General features: G+C 65.5%; 12 protein-coding genes and 1 pseudogene. 6 read left to right on the top strand and 7 right to left on the bottom strand.

All coding sequences use genetic code 11. The features are described 5' to 3' along the window. Nucleotides 1-19 precede the first annotated feature (19 nt). Genes QZ853_RS15095 through QZ853_RS15105 form a run of 3 tightly spaced genes read left to right on the top strand, consistent with a single transcriptional unit; the run spans nucleotide 20 to nucleotide 2,286 of the window. On the top strand, nucleotides 20-1,369 hold the full coding sequence (locus QZ853_RS15095) for a UDP-glucose/GDP-mannose dehydrogenase family protein (RefSeq protein ID WP_295574791.1): 1,350 nt from the start codon (nucleotides 20-22) through the stop codon (nucleotides 1,367-1,369). Beyond that, entirely contained in the window at nucleotides 1,362-1,601 is a 240-nt protein-coding gene (locus tag QZ853_RS15100) for a SlyX family protein (RefSeq protein WP_136638281.1), read from the top strand. Before QZ853_RS15095 ends, QZ853_RS15100 begins: the two co-directional genes overlap by 8 nt. Nucleotides 1,602-1,611: 10 nt before the next feature. After that, nucleotides 1,612-2,286: a DUF2058 family protein gene (locus QZ853_RS15105; RefSeq protein WP_295574794.1), complete on the top strand. Its 675-nt coding sequence runs from the start codon at nucleotides 1,612-1,614 to the stop codon at nucleotides 2,284-2,286. 50 nt (nucleotides 2,287-2,336) lie between these two features. On the opposite strand, the gene QZ853_RS15110 is transcribed toward QZ853_RS15105, so the two are convergent. The 4 genes from QZ853_RS15110 to QZ853_RS15125 all read right to left on the bottom strand — a co-directional run bounded on the left by QZ853_RS15110 (nucleotide 2,337) and on the right by QZ853_RS15125 (nucleotide 8,319). Then, nucleotides 2,337-3,515 carry an MFS transporter gene (locus QZ853_RS15110; RefSeq protein WP_295574797.1) on the bottom strand — a complete coding sequence of 393 codons (1,179 nt, stop codon included), beginning with the start codon at nucleotides 3,513-3,515 and terminating at the stop codon, nucleotides 2,337-2,339. Between the two features lie 85 nt (nucleotides 3,516-3,600). After that, on the bottom strand, nucleotides 3,601-6,285 hold the full coding sequence (metH, locus tag QZ853_RS15115; RefSeq protein ID WP_295574800.1) for a methionine synthase: 2,685 nt from the start codon (nucleotides 6,283-6,285) through the stop codon (nucleotides 3,601-3,603). After that, nucleotides 6,282-7,376, bottom strand: a complete 1,095-nt coding sequence (locus QZ853_RS15120; RefSeq protein ID WP_295574802.1) for a homocysteine S-methyltransferase family protein — start codon at nucleotides 7,374-7,376, stop codon at nucleotides 6,282-6,284. The genes metH and QZ853_RS15120 overlap by 4 nt, the downstream gene beginning before the upstream one ends. 13 nt (nucleotides 7,377-7,389) lie before the next feature. Then, nucleotides 7,390-8,319: a metalloregulator ArsR/SmtB family transcription factor gene (locus QZ853_RS15125; RefSeq protein WP_049465810.1), complete on the bottom strand. Its 930-nt coding sequence runs from the start codon at nucleotides 8,317-8,319 to the stop codon at nucleotides 7,390-7,392. Between the two features lie 153 nt (nucleotides 8,320-8,472). Between QZ853_RS15125 and QZ853_RS15130 the strand changes: the two genes are divergently transcribed. Then, on the top strand, nucleotides 8,473-9,621 hold the full coding sequence (locus QZ853_RS15130; RefSeq protein WP_295574805.1) for an acyl-CoA dehydrogenase family protein: 1,149 nt from the start codon (nucleotides 8,473-8,475) through the stop codon (nucleotides 9,619-9,621). 129 nt (nucleotides 9,622-9,750) lie between these two features. Further along, nucleotides 9,751-10,038 (top strand): hypothetical protein, encoded by a 288-nt coding sequence (locus tag QZ853_RS15135; protein ID WP_295574807.1) that lies wholly within the window; start codon nucleotides 9,751-9,753, stop codon nucleotides 10,036-10,038. A 109-nt stretch (nucleotides 10,039-10,147) separates the two neighbouring features. Here QZ853_RS15135 and QZ853_RS15140 read toward each other — a convergent pair whose 3' ends face one another. Genes QZ853_RS15140 through QZ853_RS15150 form a run of 3 tightly spaced genes read right to left on the bottom strand, consistent with a single transcriptional unit; the run spans nucleotide 10,148 to nucleotide 15,261 of the window. Beyond that, a complete protein-coding gene (locus QZ853_RS15140) occupies nucleotides 10,148-13,321 on the bottom strand; it encodes a multidrug efflux RND transporter permease subunit (protein ID WP_295574809.1) in 3,174 nt (1,057 codons plus the stop codon). Between the two features lie 15 nt (nucleotides 13,322-13,336). Next, complete coding sequence (locus QZ853_RS15145; protein ID WP_295574811.1) at nucleotides 13,337-14,605, bottom strand: efflux RND transporter periplasmic adaptor subunit; 1,269 nt, start codon at nucleotides 14,603-14,605, stop codon at nucleotides 13,337-13,339. Continuing rightward, nucleotides 14,605-15,261 (bottom strand): TetR/AcrR family transcriptional regulator, encoded by a 657-nt coding sequence (locus QZ853_RS15150; RefSeq protein WP_295574832.1) that lies wholly within the window; start codon nucleotides 15,259-15,261, stop codon nucleotides 14,605-14,607. The genes QZ853_RS15145 and QZ853_RS15150 overlap by 1 nt, the downstream gene beginning before the upstream one ends. Before the next feature lie 334 nt (nucleotides 15,262-15,595). Between QZ853_RS15150 and QZ853_RS15155 the strand changes: the two are divergent. Next, nucleotides 15,596-18,713, top strand: a pseudogene (locus tag QZ853_RS15155) (NAD-glutamate dehydrogenase domain-containing protein); the annotation flags it as partial.

Here is an 18,713-nt window from a genome sequence, read left to right on the forward strand (position 1 = left end):
CCGAGGAGCGAATACGGACATGCGCGTTGCGATTTTCGGTACGGGTTATGTAGGGCTGGTGACCGGTACCTGCCTGGCGGATGTCGGCCATCAGGTGGTCTGCGTCGATATCGACCAGGCCAAGGTCGATGGCCTCAACCGGGGCATCATCCCGATCTACGAGCCCGGCCTTGAGCCGATGGTGAAGGCCAACCATGCCGCGTCACGGCTGGCGTTCACCACCGATGCCGCCGCTGCGATCGCGCATGGCCAGGTGGTGTTCATCGCTGTGGGCACGCCGCCAGACGAGGATGGCAGTGCCGATCTGCAGTACGTGCTGGCCGTGGCCCGCACCATCGGCCGGCACATGAGCGTGCCGACGGTGGTGGTCAACAAGTCGACGGTGCCGGTCGGTACCGCCGACAAGGTGCGTGCCGCCATTGCCGAAGAGCTGGCCGCACGCGGTGCCGACATCGCCTTCGACGTGGTGTCCAATCCGGAATTCCTGAAGGAAGGTGACGCGGTCGCCGACTGCATGCGTCCGGACCGCATCATCATCGGTGCGACCAGCGACGAGTCGGTGGCAGTGATGCGCCGCCTGTACGCACCGTTCAACCGCAACCACGACCGCGTGGTGGAAATGGACGTGCGCTCGGCCGAGCTGACCAAGTACGCGGCCAACGCGATGCTGGCGACCAAGATTTCGTTCATGAACGAAATCGCCAACATTGCCGAACGCGTCGGCGCTGACGTCGAACAGGTCCGCCAGGGCATCGGTTCGGACCCGCGCATCGGCTGGCACTTCATCTACCCGGGCGCCGGTTACGGTGGCTCGTGCTTCCCCAAGGATGTGCAGGCGCTGGCCCGCACCGCGCAGCAGTACGGCCTTGAGCCGAAGCTGCTGGACGCGGTGGAAGCGGTCAACGAAGCGCAGAAGGGCCACCTGTTCACCCTCATCCAGCGTCATTACGACAAGGGCGAGGATGAAGGCGTGCGCGGCAAGACCTTTGCCGTGTGGGGCCTGGCCTTCAAGCCGAATACCGACGACATGCGCGAGGCCTCCAGCCGTCGCCTGCTGGCGCAGCTGTGGGAGGGGGGTGCCACGGTGCGTGCCTACGACCCGGAAGCGATGCACGAATCGCAGCGCATCTTCGGAGAGCGCGATGACCTGGTGTTCTGCAACAGCGCCGACGAAGCGCTGCAGGGCGCCGATGCGCTGGTGGTGGTGACCGAGTGGAAGCAGTTCCGCAGCCCCGATTTCCAGAAGCTGCGTGAGCAGCTGAAGGACGCCGCGGTGTTCGACGGGCGCAACCTGTATGAGCCGGCCGAAGTGGAAGCTGCAGGCCTGGCGTACTACGGCATCGGCCGGGGGCGCTCGCTGCATGTCTGAGTTGCCGAGCGAACGCGAACAGGCGCTGGAAGCGCGCCTGGTCGAGCTGGAAATGCGCGTGTCCTTCCAGGAACAGGCGCTGGCCGAACTGAGCGATGCGCTGGCCGATGCCCGCATGCAGGGCATGCGCAACGCCGACGTGCTGCGCGTGCTGCTGGAAGACCTGGGCAAGGTCCGCAACGCACTGAATTCTTCCGATCCGGCGAGCGAACCGCCGCCGCCGCACTACTGATCCGATCCTTATGAGCGATACCCTCCGCGACCAGCTGATGGGCCTGGGCTTCAAGCCCGCGCCCAAGCCCGAGCGCAAGAACGATGCCCCCCGCCGCGACGGCCGCCCGCAGGGCAAGGGTGGCAATGGCCCCGCAAAGCCGCAGGGTACGGGCAATGGCGAAAGAAAGCCCGGAGAGCGCCGTGGGCACGTCCCCGGCAAGCCGGGTGGCCCGACGCGTGGCCAGGGCGCGCAGAGCCCGCGCAAGCCACGCAGCGCCGAGGAGATGGACCTGGCCAAGGCCTACGCCATCCGTGCGCAGCGGGAAAAGGAAGAGCGCATCGAGGCCGAGCGCCTGAAGCAGGAAGAGGCGCGCGTGCGTCGCGAGGCCAAGGCCAAGCTGGAGGAACTGCTGAAGGACAAAGGCCTGAATGCCGAAGACGCGGATATCGCCCGCCACTTCCCGTATGGCGGCAAGATCAAGCGCATCTACGTGACCGCCGAACAGCTGACCGCGCTTAATGCCGGTCAGCTGGGCGTGGTCCAGCTCAATGGCCGTTACCTGCTGGTGACCGCTGAAGTGCTCGCGCAGTCCGAGGCGGTGTTTGCCGCGTCGGTGGCGCTGAAAGTCGACCCGAATGCACCGGCCGAGGAAGACCCCTACGCCGATCCGCAGTACCAGGTGCCGGACGACCTGGTCTGGTAAGCGGCAGCGCAGGATGGCGAGAACGCCGGGCTGTGCCCGGCGTTTTCGTTTCAGCGGACGCTGCGACGCGCGCGGATTAGGGGCAGGCTGAGGGCGAAGAAGCACAGCAGCGCGCCGACCAGCGCGAAGCCACCGCCGGCCAGGAACGCGGTGCGGCCCTCATCGATCTTCCACAGCTGGCCGGCGATGAGTGCACCGAGCACGCCACCGACGCCGGACGAGAAGCCATACAGCAGGCCTTGGCCGTGACCGTTGAGGCGACCGGGGAAATAAGTCGCCAGCATCTGCATCGCCGCCGCGAAGAACGCGGCAAAGCCGAGCGCGTGCGCGCTCTGCGCCAGCAGCATCACCGGCAGGTTTTCCGGGAACAGCGCGGTCACCGCCCAGCGCAGGCAGGAGCTGACCAGGGCGATCAGCAACATCCAGCTGGCGTCATAGCGGCGGAAGAAGCGGCCGATGGTGAAGAACACGCCCACTTCGAACACCACACCGATGGTCCACAGCAGGCCGAGCGTGGAAGTGCGGTAGCCGTGGTGGTCCATGTAGACCGAGAAGAACGTGTAGTACGGGCCGAACGAAAGCTGCTCCATGAAGGCGGCCAGGAAGAACGCCAGTACCGGCGGTCGCCGCACGATCTGCCAGAAACCGCTGGCATCCCCGCCGGCCCTGCCGATATCGCGTGCGTACTGGTTGCTGAAGGCCGAGACCACGATCAGGACGAACAGCGGCAGCATCATCCAAGGCAACAGCCCGGCTCGGCTGGTCGTGCCATCGCCTTCGATCAGCCAGCCGAACAGGGTGACGATGGCGATGAAGCCGAGCGATCCCCAGACCCGGATCAGTCCGTAGCGATGGCTGTCGTTGCCCAGGTGGGTGAGGGTGATCGACTCGAACTGCGGCATCACCGCGTTGTAGAAGAAGCAGAACACGATCATCGCCGGGTACATCCACGGCTGCGGCAGGGGCAGCAGGAACGCGGCGAAGCTGACCAGGGTCAGCACGCAACCGACACGCAGCAGGCGGATTGGCCGCGGTGAGGCCGCCGCCAGTGACGTCCACGTGCTGGGCGCAACCACGCGGGTGGCATACCACAGCCCCATCATCACGCTGATCGCGGTGACACTCATCCCGCGCTCGGTCAGGAACAGGCTCCAGTACGGAGTGAACGCCCCGAGCGCCGCGTAGTAGAACAGATAGAAGCTGGAAAGACGGGCAACAGGAACGGTCATCGCGGCATGATGAAGCATAAAGCGGCCGGAGGGGACCAAGTGGTTTGAGCCACAAACCACTTGGTCCCCTCCGGCCGCTTTTTCGTCATTCGGGGTCGTAGTCGAGGTTGGAGGCCAGCCAGCGTTCGGCCTGGGCGCGGTCCACGCCCTTGCGGCGGGCGTAGTCGCTGACCTGTTCGCGGCTGAGCCGGCCGACCACGAAGTACTGGCTCTGCGGGTGGCTGAAGTAGTAACCCGATACGGCTGCGGTCGGCAGCATCGCGAAGCTCTCGGTCAGTTCCATGCCGGCGTTGGCCTCGGCCTGCAGCAGGTCGAACAGGCGGCGCTTCTCGCTGTGCTCGGGGCATGCCGGGTAGCCGGGCGCCGGGCGGATGCCGCGGTACTGCTCATCGATCAGTGCCTCGTTGTCCAGCGCCTCGGCATGCACGTAGCCCCAGAACTCGGTGCGCACGCGCTGGTGCAGGCGCTCGGCCAGCGCTTCGGCGAAGCGGTCGGCCAGCGCCTTCAGCAGGATCGCGTTGTAGTCGTCATGCTCGGCCTCGAAGCGCGCCACGTGCGCATCGATGCCGATGCCGGCGGTGACTGCGAAGGCGCCGATCCAGTCCTGCTTTCCACTGTCGGCCGGGGCGATGAAATCGGCCAGGCAGAAATCGGGGCGTTCGGCCGGCTTGTCGACCTGCTGGCGCAGGAAGTGCAGGGTCGCCTCGCCCTGCGGATGCTGCACGCGTACATCGTCGCCGATGCTGTTGGCCGGCCACAGCCCGAACACCGCCTTGGCGGTCAGCCATTTCTCGCCAACGATGCAGTCGAGCATCGTGCGCGCATCCTGGTACAGCTCGCTGGCCTGGGCGCCAACGATCTCGTCGGTGAGGATGGCCGGGAATTTTCCGGCCAGTTCCCAGGCCTGGAAGAACGGGGTCCAGTCGATGTAGTCGACCAGCTCCGCGAGCGGATAGTCGTCGAACACATGCAGGCCGGGCTGGTTCGGCGCAGGCGGCGTGTAGCGGTCCCAGCCGCCCTGGAATTTCTGCCCACGCGCATGCTCCAGCGAGACCAAGCGCTTGGCATCGCCGCGATTGCGGTGGCGCGCCCGGATCTCGGCGTAGTCGGCCTCGTTGGCGGCGACGAAGGCTTCGCGCAGGTCGCGCGAGATCAGCGATTGCGCCACACCGACCGCGCGCGATGCGTCCTTCACCCAGACCGTGGGGGCCTGGTAGTGCGGATCGATCTTCAGCGCTGTGTGCGCGCGCGAGGTGGTGGCGCCGCCGATCAGCAGCGGCAGGTCGAAGCCCTGGCGCTGCATCTCGCGGGCAACGTGGCTCATTTCTTCCAGCGACGGGGTGATCAGCCCGGACAGGCCGATGATGTCGGCATGATGCTCGCGTGCGGCATCGAGGATTTTCTGCGCTGGTACCATCACGCCCAGGTCGATTACCTCGAAATTGTTGCAGGCCAGGACCACGCCGACGATGTTCTTGCCGATGTCGTGCACATCGCCCTTCACCGTAGCCATGATGATGCGGCCATTGCTCTTGGCCGAATCGCCGCTGCGTGCCTTTTCCGCCTCGATGTACGGCAGCAGGTAGGCCACCGCCTTCTTCATGACGCGTGCGGATTTCACCACCTGCGGCAGGAACATCTTGCCGGCGCCGAACAGGTCGCCGACAATGTTCATGCCATCCATCAGCGGCCCTTCGATCACGTCCAGCGGGCGGCTGGACGCTTGCCGGGCAAGTTCGGTGTCTTCTTCGACGTACGCATCCAGGCCGTGCACCAGTGCATGCGCCAGCCGCTGCGCCACCGGCTTCTCGCGCCAGGCCAGGTCTTCGGTCCTGGCCGCGCCCTTCCTGCCCTTGTAGCGCTCGGCGATCTCCAGCAGGCGCTCGGTAGCATCGCGGCGGCGGTTGAGGATCACGTCCTCGACGCGATCTCGCAGCTCCGGCTCCAGCTCGTCGTAGATCGGCATGGCGCCGGCGTTGACGATGCCCATGTCCATGCCGGCGGCGATCGCGTGGTAAAGGAACACCGAATGGATCGCCTGGCGCACCGTCTCGTTGCCGCGGAACGAGAAGGATACATTGGAGACGCCGCCGGACACATGGCAGTGCGGCAGCGTCTGCTTGATGATGCGGGTCGCTTCGATGAAGTCGACCGCATAGTTGTCATGCTCTTCGATGCCGGTGGCGACCGCGAAGATGTTCGGATCGAAGATGATGTCCTGCGGCGGGAAGCCGATGTCATCGACAAGGATGCGGTAGGCGCGGGTGCAGATCTCGACCTTGCGCGCACAGGTGTCGGCCTGGCCGGTTTCGTCGAAAGCCATCACCACGGCGGCGGCGCCATAGCGCAGCACCTTGCGTGCATGCTCGCGGAACTGCGCCTCGCCTTCCTTCAGCGAGATCGAGTTGACCACGCTCTTCCCTTGCAGGCACTTCAGCCCGGCCTCGATCACGCTCCACTTGGACGAGTCGACCATCACCGGAATGCGCGCGATATCCGGCTCGGACATGATCAGGTTGAGGTAGCGGGTCATCGCCGCTTCCGAATCGATCAGGCCCTCGTCCATGTTGACGTCGAGGATCTGCGCGCCGCTGGCCACCTGCTGGCGCGCCACGTCCACCGCTTCTTCGTAGCGGCCCTCCTTGATGAGCTTGCGGAACTGCGCGCTGCCAGTGACGTTGGTGCGTTCGCCGACGTTGATGAACAGCAGGTCGGGGGTAATGACCAGCGGTTCCAGGCCGGACAGGCGGGTGAAGGGCGTGCTGCTCATGCGGCGTGCTGCTCCTGTGCACCGGGCAGGGCGCGCGGTGCGAGCCCGGCCACAGCCTGGGCGATCGCGCGGATATGGTCGGGGGTGGAGCCGCAGCAGCCACCGACCAGGTTCAGCAAGCCGTCCTCGGCGAACCCCCGCAGGGTGGCTGCCATGTCCTCGGGCGTTTCATCGTACTCGCCGAAGGCATTGGGCAGGCCCGCATTGGGATGCGCGCTGACATGACAGTCGGCCACCTGCGAAAGAGTTTCCACATGCGGCCGCATGGCATCGGCACCCAGCGCGCAGTTCAGTCCGATCGACAGCGGCCGAGCGTGCGCCAGTGAGGCATGGAAGGCTTCCGCTGTCTGCCCGGACAGGGTGCGTCCGGACGCATCGGTGATGGTGCCGGAGATCATCACCGGCAAGCGCGCGCCACGCGCATCGAACGCTTCTTCCAGCGCATACAGTGCGGCCTTGGCATTGAGCGTGTCGAAGATGGTCTCGACCATGATCGTGTCGGCACCGCCGTCGATCAGGCCGTCGATGGCTTCGCGGTAAGTGTCGCGCAATTCGTCGAAGCTGGTGTTGCGGAAGCCCGGATCGTTGACATCGGGGCTGATCGAGGCGGTGCGGCTGGTGGGGCCGATCACCCCGATCACGAAGCGCGGCTTGCCCGGCGTGGTCGCCGCCACCGCATCGCAGCAGGCCCGTGCAACCGCAGCACCGGCCTTGTTCAACTCGTACACCAGATGTTCGAGGTGGTAGTCGGCCTGGCTGACCGAGGTGGCGTTGAAGGTGTTGGTTTCGACCAGGTCCGCACCGGCATCCAGGTAGGCAGTGTGGATGTCGGCGATGATCTGCGGCCGGGTCAACAGCAGCAGGTCGTTGTTGCCTTTCAGGTCATGGCTCTCCGGCACCGCGTGGTCGCAGCCCGGGCCATGTGCGTGGTCGTAGCCACCGGCGAAGCGCTCGCCGCGGTAGTCGTCTTCCTGCAGGCCGTGGCGCTGGATCATCGTACCCATCGCACCGTCGATGATCAGGATCCGCTCGCGCAGGGCGTCGAGCAGGGCGTTGGCACGATCAGGATGCAACCAGGGCAGCGTGGACATGGTGGTCTTGGGCTCAGGGCTTGTTGGCGATCAGCGAAATCACTTCGAAGTGCGGCGGCCGTTTCTCGCGGGTGACCGTCTCCAGGCTGGAGACCTGCAGGCCGGCCTTGTCGACGAACCTGCGCAGTTCCTTGTCGCTGAAGCCGAGGTTGACGTGGCCATAGGCCTCCACCGCGGCCTTGTGTTCGTGGCGGGCGAGGCTGCACAGCAGCAGGCGGCCCCCCGGGCGTAGCACGCGCGCGGCTTCGGTGACTGCCTGCGCCGGCTTGCTGGCGTAGGTGAGTGCGTGCATCAGCACCACCAGGTCGAAGCTGCTGTCCTTGAAGGGGAGGGCATGCATGTCGCCCTCGCGCACTTCCACGTTGGGCAGGCGGCGCAGGCGCTCGCTGGCGGCGGCAACCACGCGCGCGCTGGTGTCGATGCAGATGTAGCGCTTGGCATGCGGGGCCACCAGTTCGGCCAGCACGCCGTCGCCGGAGGCGATGTCCAGCACGTCGCCGGTTTCCAGCAGTGGCAGCGCGGTGCGCGCAAGGGCCTCCCAGGTACGGCCTGGCGAGTAGTGGCGTTCCATGTCGCCGGCCACGCTGTCGGCCCAGTTCTGGTCGGAAGCACGGTGGGCCAGCACGGCGGCGACGCGTTCAGCGTCCTGGCGCAGCAGCGGGTCATCACTGCCGTTGCTCAAGGCATGCCACAATGCACGCTGCGCCGGGTCCAGCTGGGCTTCGTCAAAGCGGTAATAGGCCGACACGCCTGCACGACGGTCGCGGACCAGGCCGGCTTCCTTCAGGCGCGCCAGGTGGGTGGACACGCGCGGCTGTGCCAGCCGGGTGATCGCTGACAGTTCGGCCACGGTCAGTTCTTCCTGCTCCAGCAGCGCCAGCAGGCGCACGCGGGTCGCGTCGGCGAACACCTTCAGGCGGGTCGACCAGTCTTCAAGATCCATAAATATCTACCTATCGCGATATAGAGATATAATCGCTGAGAAGGCCTGCCGCGGTCAAGTCGCTGGCGTACGGAAGCCGCTGGGCCCCGGTACAATCGGGGCACCTGGGCACGCCGTGCGCGGCCCATAACATCATGTACCCGGGAGGGTGTTGTGGATTTCAGCTTTACTGAAGAGCAGTTGATGTTGCAGGACGTGGCGCGGCGGATCGCGCAGGAGAAGATCGCTCCGAGCGCGGAGCACCATGACCGCACCGGCGAGTTCCCGCTGGACAACATCCGCCTGCTCGGCGAGAACGGCCTGATGGGCATCGAAGTGCCAACCGAGTACGGCGGTGCGGGCATGGACCCGGTTGCGTACGTGCTGGCGATGGTGGAGGTCGCCGCCGCCGACGCAGCCCATTCGACCATCATGTCGGTGAACAATTCGCTGTTCTGCAACGGCATCCTGACCCACGGTACCGAGGCGCAGAAGCAGACCTACGTGCGTGCGATCGCCGAGGGCGAGGCCATCGGTGCGTTCGCGCTGACCGAGCCGCAGTCCGGTTCGGACGCGACCGCCATGCGTTGCCGCGCGGTCAAGCAGGCCGACGGCAGCTTCATCATCAACGGCAAGAAGAGCTGGATCACCTCCGGCCCGGTGGCCAAGTACATCGTGCTGTTTGCGATGAGCGAGCCGGACAAGGGCGCGCGCGGTATCACCGCCTTCCTCATCGATACTGACAAGGCCGGTTTCGGTCGCGGCAAGACCGAGCCGAAGCTGGGCATCCGCGCCTCGGCAACCTGCGAGATCGAGTTCAACGATTACGTGGCGCAGCCCGAGGACGTGCTGGGCCAGGAAGGCGAGGGCTTCAAGATCGCCATGAGCGTGCTCGATGCGGGCCGCATCGGTATCGCCTCGCAGGCCATCGGCATCGCACGTGCCGCCTATGAAGCGACCCTGGAATACGTGAAGGAGCGCAAGGCGTTCGGCGCGGCCATCGGTACCTTCCAGATGACCCAGGCCAAGATCGCCGACATGAAGTGCAAGCTGGATGCAGCGCTGCTGCTGACCCTGCGCGCGGCATGGGTGAAGGGGCAGGGCAAGCGCTTCAGCACCGAAGCGGCGGTGGCCAAGCTGACCGCTTCGGAGGCGGCGATGTGGATCACCCACCAGGCGGTGCAGATCCACGGCGGCATGGGCTATTCCAAGGAAATGCCGCTGGAGCGCTACTTCCGTGATGCCAAGATCACCGAGATCTACGAAGGCACCTCGGAAATCCAGCGACTGGTCATCGCCCGCAACGAAACCGGGCTGCGCTGAGGCGCAACGGCCGCGCCGCTGCAATGGCGGCGCGGCCGTAGATCCACGCCATGCGTGGATTCGCTGTGCTCTTGGCCGAACGATGCCGGATCTGTTCCAATGCAGGCCGTTTTCATACGGTCTGCACAGATGATCTATCGTGGTTGGGGAATCCTGACACTGGTCACGCCGATCGCAGCGATCCTGCTGCTGGCGTATTTCTTCCCGCACGAAGGCCCCAAGGGCAACATCCCGCTGTCGCAGGTGTTGCAGGGTGCTGGCATTGGCGCGGCGCTGAATGTGCTGCTGGGCCTGTGGCTCAACCGTGCACCCCGGCAGAAGGGTGAAGTCCCGCCCCATCATTTCTTCTTCGTGCCGATGCAGTGGGCCGCGCTGGTTCTGGTGGCAGTGTGCGCGGTGGTCGCGCTGCTGCGCTGAGGCGTTGCCCGAAGCGCGCCAGCCAAGGTTGGCATGCATTCAAGAGCAGCGGCAACAAAAAAAGGCCCCGGATCGCTCCGGGGCCTTTTGGTTTCAGCGCACCGCCGGATCAACGATCCGGACGGTGTGCAGCATCCGCGTCCCGCTGGCGTTCCATGAACTCCTTCGACGGTTCATCCAGCTTGTCGCCCAGCATGCGGCGCACGACCACGAAGAACACCGGGATCATCAGCAGGCCGAGCAGGGTGGCGAACAACATGCCGCCGATCACGCCGGTACCGATGGCGTGGCGGGAGTTGGCGCCGGCGCCGGTGGAAATCGCCATCGGGATCACGCCCATGATGAACGCGAACGAAGTCATCAGGATCGGGCGGAAACGCAGGCGGGCCGCCTCGATGGTGGCATCGCGCAGGTTCTTGCCGGCTGCACGCTGCTCCACCGCGAACTCCACGATCAGGATCGCGTTCTTCGCCGCCAGACCGATCACGGTGATCAGGCCGATCTTGAAGAACAGGTCGTTGGGCAGGCCGCGCAGCATCGACAGGCCGAGTGCACCCAGCACGCCCAGAGGCACCACCAGCAGCACGGCCACCGGGATCGACCAGCTTTCATACAGCGCGGCCAGGCACAGGAACACCACCACGATGGACAGCACCAGCAGCAGGGTTGCGGCGTTGCCGGCCAGGATTTCCTGGTAGGACATGCCGGACCAGTCGTAGCCGAAGCCGGCCGGCAGGTCGTCGTTGACGATCGCTTCCATGGTCTGCATCGCTTCACCCGAGCTGGTGCCCGGTGCCTGCGAACCGACGATGTTGATCGCCGAGTAGCCGTTGTAGCGGCTCAGCGACGGCGGTGCCGACACCCATTCGGACTTGACCACCGTGTTCAGTGGGATCATCGCGTTGGTGCCGTCGGCATTGGTCGTCAGGGTGGAGGGGCTGTAGAAGCTCTTCAGCGACTCCTGGCCGGTGCGGTACGGGCCATCGGCCTGCATGGTCACGCGCTTGATGCGGCCTTCGTAGAAGAAGTCGTTGACGTACACCGGGGCCAGCATCAGCTGGATGGTGCTGTACACGTCCGACACCGACATGCCCATCGACTGCGCCTGCACGCGGTCCACGTGCAGCTGCAGCTGCGGCGCGTTTTCCAGGCCGTTCGGGCGTACGCCGACCAGGTGGTCCGGCTTCTGCGCGGCCTGGCCCAGCAGGATGTTGCGGGCCTGGGTCAGCTGCTCGTAACCGGCACCGCTACGGTCCTGAAGCCACATGTCGAACCCACCGAACTGGCCAAGGCCCTGCACGGTCGGCAGGTTGACCACGAAGATCTGCGCCTCCTTGATGCCGTAGAACGCGCCGTTCATGTTCTGGATGAACTCCGGTGCGGTGAACTTGCGTTCTTCCCACGGCTTCAGGCGGATGAAGCCCATGCCGACGTTTTCGCCGGAACCGACGAAGCTGAAGCCGGCAACCTGCAGCATGCCTTCATAGCCATCCTGCTTCTCCAGGATGCCACGCATCTGCGCGAACACTTCGTTGGTCTGGCCCTTGGTCGAGCCCGGCGGCAGCTGCACGATCGCCAGCGCATAGCCTTGGTCTTCTTCCGGCAGGAAGCTGCCCGGCATGCGGGTGAACAGGAAGCCACACAGTGCGGTCAGCACCACGAACAGGATCATCCAGCGCGGGGCATGGCGCACCGCCGATGTGATGTGGCCCACGTAGGTGTGGCTGATCTTGTCGTAGTACTTGTTGAAGGTACGGTAGACGATGTTCGGGTTGTCGTTGTGCGTCGGCTTCAGGAAGGTCGCGCACAGTGCCGGGGTGAAGCCCAGCGCCAGGAATGCTGAGAATGCCATCGAGATGGCGATGGTCAGCGCGAACTGCTTGTAGATCTCACCGGCCGCACCGCCCTGAAGGGCAGAGGGAATGAACACCGCGGCCAGCACGACGGTGATCGCCACCACCGCGCCGGTGATCTGGGTCATCGCCTTCTGCGTGGCCGGCTTCGGCGCGAGGCCTTCCTCGGTCATGATGCGTTCGACGTTCTCGATCACCACGATCGCGTCATCGACCACGATGCCGATTGCCAGCACCATCGCGAACAGGGTCAGCTGGTTGATCGTGAAGCCGATCATCCACATGCCCAGGAAGGTACCGAGCAGGGCCACCGGGATGACCAGGGTCGGGATCAGGGTGGCGCGGAAGTTCTGCAGGAAGATCAGCATCACCAGGAACACCAGCAAGACCGCTTCAAACAGGGTCTTGACCACTTCCTGGATCGAGATCTTGACGAAGGTGGTGCTGTCGTATGGCGAGAACCAGGTGACGCCGGCCGGGAAACTCGGCTGCAGTTCGTCCATCTTGGCGCGCACCGCATCGGCCACGTTCAGGGCGTTGGCGCCCGGCAGCAGCTGGATGGCGAAGGCACCGGTCGGTTTGCCGTTGTACTGGGTATCGAAGCCGTAGTTGTTGGCACCGAAGGCAACGCGGGCGATGTCCTTCAGCAGCACGCGCGAGCCATCAGCGTTGGCGCGCAGGATGATGTTCTCGAACTCCTGCGGCGAGCTGAAGCGGCCCTCGGCCGAGACCGTGGCGGTGAAGTGCTGGCCTTCCGGCGACGGGTCCGAGCCCAGTGCACCGGCGGCGAACTGCACGTTCTGTGCGCGCACCGCGGCCAGCACCTGGCTGGCCGACAGGCCGTAACCCTGCATCTTTTCCGGGTTGAGCCAGATGTTCATGGCGTACTCGGAACCGAACTGCTGGGTGCTGCCGACGCCGGGGATACGCGAGACCTGGTCGAGCACGCGCGAACCGACGATGTCGTTCAGGGCGTCACGGTTGATGGCCGGCGTATCGGACTGCAGCGCGATCACCATCAGGAAGCCGGCGTTGGCCTTGGCCACCACCACGCCCTGCTGGGTCACTTCCGAAGGCAATCGGGGCGTGGCCAGGGAGACCTTGTTCTGCACCTGCACCTGGGCGATATCCGGATCGGTACCGGTCTCGAAGGTCAGGGTGATCTGCGCACGGCCGTTGGAGGCGGACGAGGAACTGAAGTACAGCAGGTGATCGATACCGGTCAGCTGCTGCTCGATCACCTGGGTGACCGATTTTTCGGTGGTGTCCGCACTGGCGCCCGGGTAGGTAGCCGAGACGGTGACCTGCGGCGGGGCAATGTTGGGATAGGACTCCACGCCCAGGTTGAGGATCGCGATCACGCCGCTGAGCGAGATCAGGATCGCAACCACCCAGGCGAAGACTGGATGTTCGATGAAAAATTTAGGCATGACGGAAGGTTCCCGTTACTGCTTGTTCGAATCGGTGGCGGCCGGCTTGGCCGCATCGGCCTGCTCGGGCTTGGCCGCATCGGCCGGTGCCTTGCCTGCAGCCGGTGCAGCGCCCGCCGGGGCGCCGCCGCCTGTGGCCGGCTTGCCGTTGGCGTCCTGGCCCGGGGTCCACGGCTTGGCCACCGCCGGTGCACCTTCCTTGACCTTCTGCACGCCGGCCACGATCACCTTGTCGCCGGCGGCCAGGCCGTCGCTGACCAGCCAGTTGCCGTTCTGCGCGCCATCGGTCTTCACGTTCTTGCGCGCGACCTTGCCGTCGGCGCCGACCACCATCACGTAGCCGCCGGTGGTATCGCGCAGCAGCGCCTGCTGTGGCACCAGGTAGGCGTTGTTGCGCTCGCCCAGGTTGGCCTGGAAGCTGACGAAGGCACCCGGCAGCAGGATCTGCTGCGGGTTTGGCAGCAGCGCACGCAGCGACACCGCGCCGGTGGCCGGGTCGACCGTGGTCGAGGAGAAGTCCAGCGTGCCCGGTTCGCTGTAGGTGGTGCCGTCGGCCAGCTTGACGCTGACGGTGGCCTTGCCGTCGCCGGACAGCGCCAGCGCGCCCTTGGCCTGCTGCGCGCGCAGTTGGCTCAGCTCGTCCACGCTCAACGAGAAGTTCACATACAGCGGGTCGAGCTGGTCGACGGTGGTCAGCAGGGTCACGTCACCCTGGCCGACCAGCGCGCCTTCAGTGACCTGCTGCTTGTTGGCCACGCCACTGATCGGCGCGGTCACTTCGGTGTAGCCCAGGCTGATGCGCGAGGAGGTCACTGCGGCTTCGGCCTGCTTGACCGCAGCCAGCGCGGTGCGCTCGGCCGATTCGGCGTTGTCCAGGTCGGACTTGGAGACGAACTGCTGCGGCGCCAGCGAACGCGCGCGGTCGGCGGCGACCTTGGCGTTGGCGTAGGTGGCGCGGGCCGAGGCCAGCTGCGCTTCGGAGGCGTTGAGCGAGGCGCGCAGCGGCGCCGGATCGATCAGGAACAGGGTCTGGCCCTGCTTGACCTGCGAGCCTTCCTGATAGACGCGCTTGAGCAGCACGCCCGGCACGCGCGCGCGTACATCGGCGCTGCGGAACGGCGACAGGCGGCCGACCAGCTCGCGCTGCAGCGGCAGGGTCTGCGGCTTGGCGTCGATCACGCCCACCTCCGGCGGCGGGGGCGTCTGCTGTTCCGGCTTCTTGCAGGCAGCCAGCGCGACAGCAACGGCGCACGTCAAGGCAAGGGTGCGGAGTGGGGCGGTCATCAGGAGGAACTCCGGGGTTGGTTTGTAGACGGGGCCGGCGACGGCTGCGGCGCGAACGCGCGCAGGAAGCTGTCGACGGAGAACTCTGCCCAGCGCCGACGCAAAAGCGCGTCATCACGATGGGGGGTATGGAAACGCTGTTTGTCGAAATCCTGACCGGCGATCATGCTCAGCAGCAGTTCGGCCATGAAGTGCGGGTCGTCATGGCGCAGCTGGCCGTTCCTGCAAACGGTTTCAATCCATTCAGCAAGATGAAGCGTCAGCGCGCCGGCCCCATGCCGGTACAGCGTACGCGCCTCTTCGGGAAACTGGGCTGCGTCGGCGGCAATCAGCCGGCAGGCCTGTCCTACGTGCGGTTGGTTGAAGTGCTCCAGGAAATCGGTGGCGAACTGGAGCAGGCTGGCACGCAGGTCGTCAGTGCGGAGTGCACGGACCATGGCGCCGGTGGCGTGGCCGACGTGGCGCTGCATCACCCGGCGCAGCAGATCCTGCTTGCTGCCATAGCGCGAGTACAGGGTCTGCTTGGAGCAGCCGGCGTGCTGGGCCACCGCGTCCATGCTCATCTGCATGCCCTGCTGGGCCAGCAGTTCGCGCACGGCATCGAACACGCGCTCATCGCGTGCGTCGAGGGCAACAGGAAGGTAGGCCGGGTTCACGCGGTGGACTATACCGTCCAGTTCAGGATTGTGGAATCGCGTCGGCGTTGCTGCGTGTGTCTTCCGGTAACACGTTTTGCCGATCCTGTCGGCAGTGCTGAAACGAGCGCCAGCACCATACAGGTGCGAACTGAATAGGCGTCTAAACCGCAGCAAACCCGAATCTGCTTATTCCGTCCTGCAGCAAGGCCTTTTCGTGCGGTAGGGCTACAATTTCATTTTCCCAACTGAGCAAGCGCATCGCTCTGCCATGAAACCGCAAAAAACCGCAGCCAAGACCGTGAAAAACAAGACCAAACCAGCAGAGTCGGAGGTCGCAGTGACCGCTGGTTTCTCCCTGGAGCCGGTATACACGGCATTGCGCAAGCGCTTCCCCGCGGCCGCACAGGCCGAAGCAGTGGCCTTCGCCACTGACTTCTACAAGCGTATGGAGTCGGACGAGTTCCCGCACCACAGCGCTGAAGAGTGGGCCGCTCTCGCGGCTGAGACGCTGGAATTCGCCCGTGCCCGCAAGGCCGGTAAGGCCAACGTCCGCGTGTTCAATCCGACCGCGAAGGCCAATGGTTGGGAATCGCCGCACACGGTGCTGCAGATCGTCAATGACGACATGCCCTTCCTGGTCGATACCGTCACCATGTCGCTGGCCGAACAGGGCGTAGGCGTCCACGTGCTGGGCCACCCGGTGCTGCGCTTCACCCGCGATAAGGCCGGCAAGCTGGTCAAGGTCGGCGAGGGTGACGCCGAGTCGGTGATGCTGCTGGAGATCGACCGCCAGCCGGCCGAAGCCATGGCCGCCATCGAGCAGGCCATCAACAAGGCGCTGGATGAAGTGCGTGCGATCGTGCGCGACTGGCAGCCGATGAAGGACAAGGCACTGGCGCTGGCCGACGACCTGGGCAGCCGCCAGCTGCCGGTCGACGATGCCTCGCGCAAGGAAGCGCAGGAATTCCTGCGCTGGGCCGCCGACAACCACTTCACCTTCTTCGGCTACCGCGAATACCGCGTCGAGAAGCAGGGCAAGGAAGACGTGCTGGCGCCGCTGAATGACACCGGCCTGGGCCTGATGCGCGGCAAGGACAAGTCCGCTGCGCGTCCGGTCAAGACCCTGGCTGCGCAGGGCCTGAACGCCACCTCCGGGCTGAAGGACGCGCTGATCCTGACCAAGACCAATGCCCGTTCGCGCGTGCACCGCGCCGGTTACATGGACTACATCGGCGTGCTGGAATTCGACGCCAAGGGCAAGATCATCGGCGAGCAGCGCTTCCTCGGCCTGTTCACCTCCAGCGCCTACAACCGCCGCCCGTGGGAAATTCCGCTGGTTCGCCAGCGCCACGAGCACGTGATGAAGCAGTCCGGTCTGGCCCCGTCCAGCCATAGTGGCAAGGCCCTGCGCCACATCCTGGAAACCCTGCCGCGCGAAGAACTGTTCCAGTCCAGCGAGGACGAACTGTTCCGCACCGCGATGGGCGTGCTGGGCCTGCAGGAGCGCGTGCGCAGCCGCCTGTTCCTGCGCCGCGACAAGTACAGCCGTTTCATTTCCGCGCTGGTCTACCTGCCGCGCGAGCGCTTCAACACCGACGTGCGCCTGCGCATCGAAGCGATGCTGAAGGAAGCGCTGCATGGTGAGTACGTCGACAGCTCGGTGGTGCTGGGCGAATCGCCGCTGGCCCAGGTGCACCTGATCGTGCGCCCGAAGCCGGGTGAAATGCTCGACGTCGATACCGCCGAACTGGAGCAGAAGCTGGCCCAGGTGCTGCGCAACTGGCAGGACGACCTGCGCGAAGCGCTGGTGTCCCGCCACGGCGAGACCGAAGGCCTGCGCATTGCCGCCCGCATCGGCAAGGCGCTGCCGGCCGGCTACATCGAAGACAACAGCACCGCCGTTGCCGCCAACGATGTCAGCCAGCTCGACGCGCTGACCGGCCCGGATGACCTGCGCCTGAGCCTGCAGGCGGTGCCGCGCGAAAGCGGTGATGGCCTGCGCCTGAAGCTGTATCGCCAGCTGGACGACATTCCGCTGTCGGACGCGCTGCCGATGATGGAAAACATGGGCCTGCGCGTGATCGCCGAGCGTCCGTACCGGCTGTCGGTCGACAACGCGCCGGTGTACGTGCAGGACTTCGAGGTCGAATCGACCGCCGGTGCGATCGATGCCGCCAGCGTCGATGAAGCCTTCGGCGAGACCTTCGCCCGCGTCTGGCACGGCGATGCCGAGAACGATGGCTTCAACCGCCTGGTGCTGGCCGCCGGCCTGCACTGGCGCCAGGTCGCCATGCTGCGTGGCTACTGCAAGTACCTGCTGCAGACCGGCGTGCCGTTCTCGCAGGCCTACGTGGAAGGCACCTTCGCCCGTTACCCGCTGCTGGCCCGCCTGCTGGTGGAACTGTTCGAAGCGCGCTTCGATCCGGCCACCGGCCACGAGAGCAAGGACGACATCGCTGCCGGCCAGGCCCAGCTGAAGGCCCACCTCGATGTGCTGGCCGCCGGCGACGAGGCCACCCTGAAGGTGCTCAAGACCGTGGTCGATGCCCGCAAGGGTGACCGCGATGCGCAGATGCAGGCCGCGCGCGATGCGCTGCTGAAGCTGATGGACCGCGTGTCCAGCCTGGACGAGGACCGCATCCTGCGTTCATTCATGGGCGTGATCGACGCGACCCTGCGCACCAGCTACTACCAGACCGATGCCAACGGCCAGCACGGCCACGTCATCAGCTTCAAGTTCGATTCGGCGCTGGTGCCGGACCTGCCGAAGCCGCGCCCGTACCGCGAGATCTTCGTCTACGGCCCGCGCGTGGAAGGCACCCACCTGCGCTTCGGCGCGGTCGCGCGTGGCGGCCTTCGCTGGTCGGACCGTCGCGAAGACTTCCGTACCGAAGTGCTGGGCCTGGTCAAGGCGCAGATGGTCAAGAACACCGTCATCGTGCCGGTCGGCGCGAAGGGCGGCTTCTTCGCCAAGATGCCGCCGGCCAATGGTGACCGCGACGCCGTCTTCGCCAACGGCGTCGCCTGCTACAAGCTGTTCATCCAGGGCCTGCTGGACATCACCGACAATATCGTCAACAACAAGATCGTGCCGCCGGTGGATGTCGTGCGCCACGACATGGACGATCCGTACCTGGTGGTGGCCGCCGACAAGGGCACTGCGACCTTCTCCGACATCGCCAACGGTATCGCCATCGATTACGGCTTCTGGCTGGGTGATGCTTTCGCCTCCGGCGGTTCGGCCGGGTATGACCACAAAAAGATGGGCATCACCGCGCGCGGTGCCTGGGTGGGTGTGCAGCGTCACTTCCGTGAACGCGGTATCAACGTGCAGCAGGACCCGATTACCGTGATTGGCGTCGGCGACATGGCCGGTGACGTGTTCGGCAACGGTCTGTTGATGTCTGACAAGCTGCAGTTGGTGGCAGCGTTCAACCATCTGCATATCTTCATCGACCCTAACCCGGACC

Source organism: uncultured Stenotrophomonas sp. (assembly GCF_913778665.1).
GTDB lineage: Bacteria > Pseudomonadota > Gammaproteobacteria > Xanthomonadales > Xanthomonadaceae > Stenotrophomonas.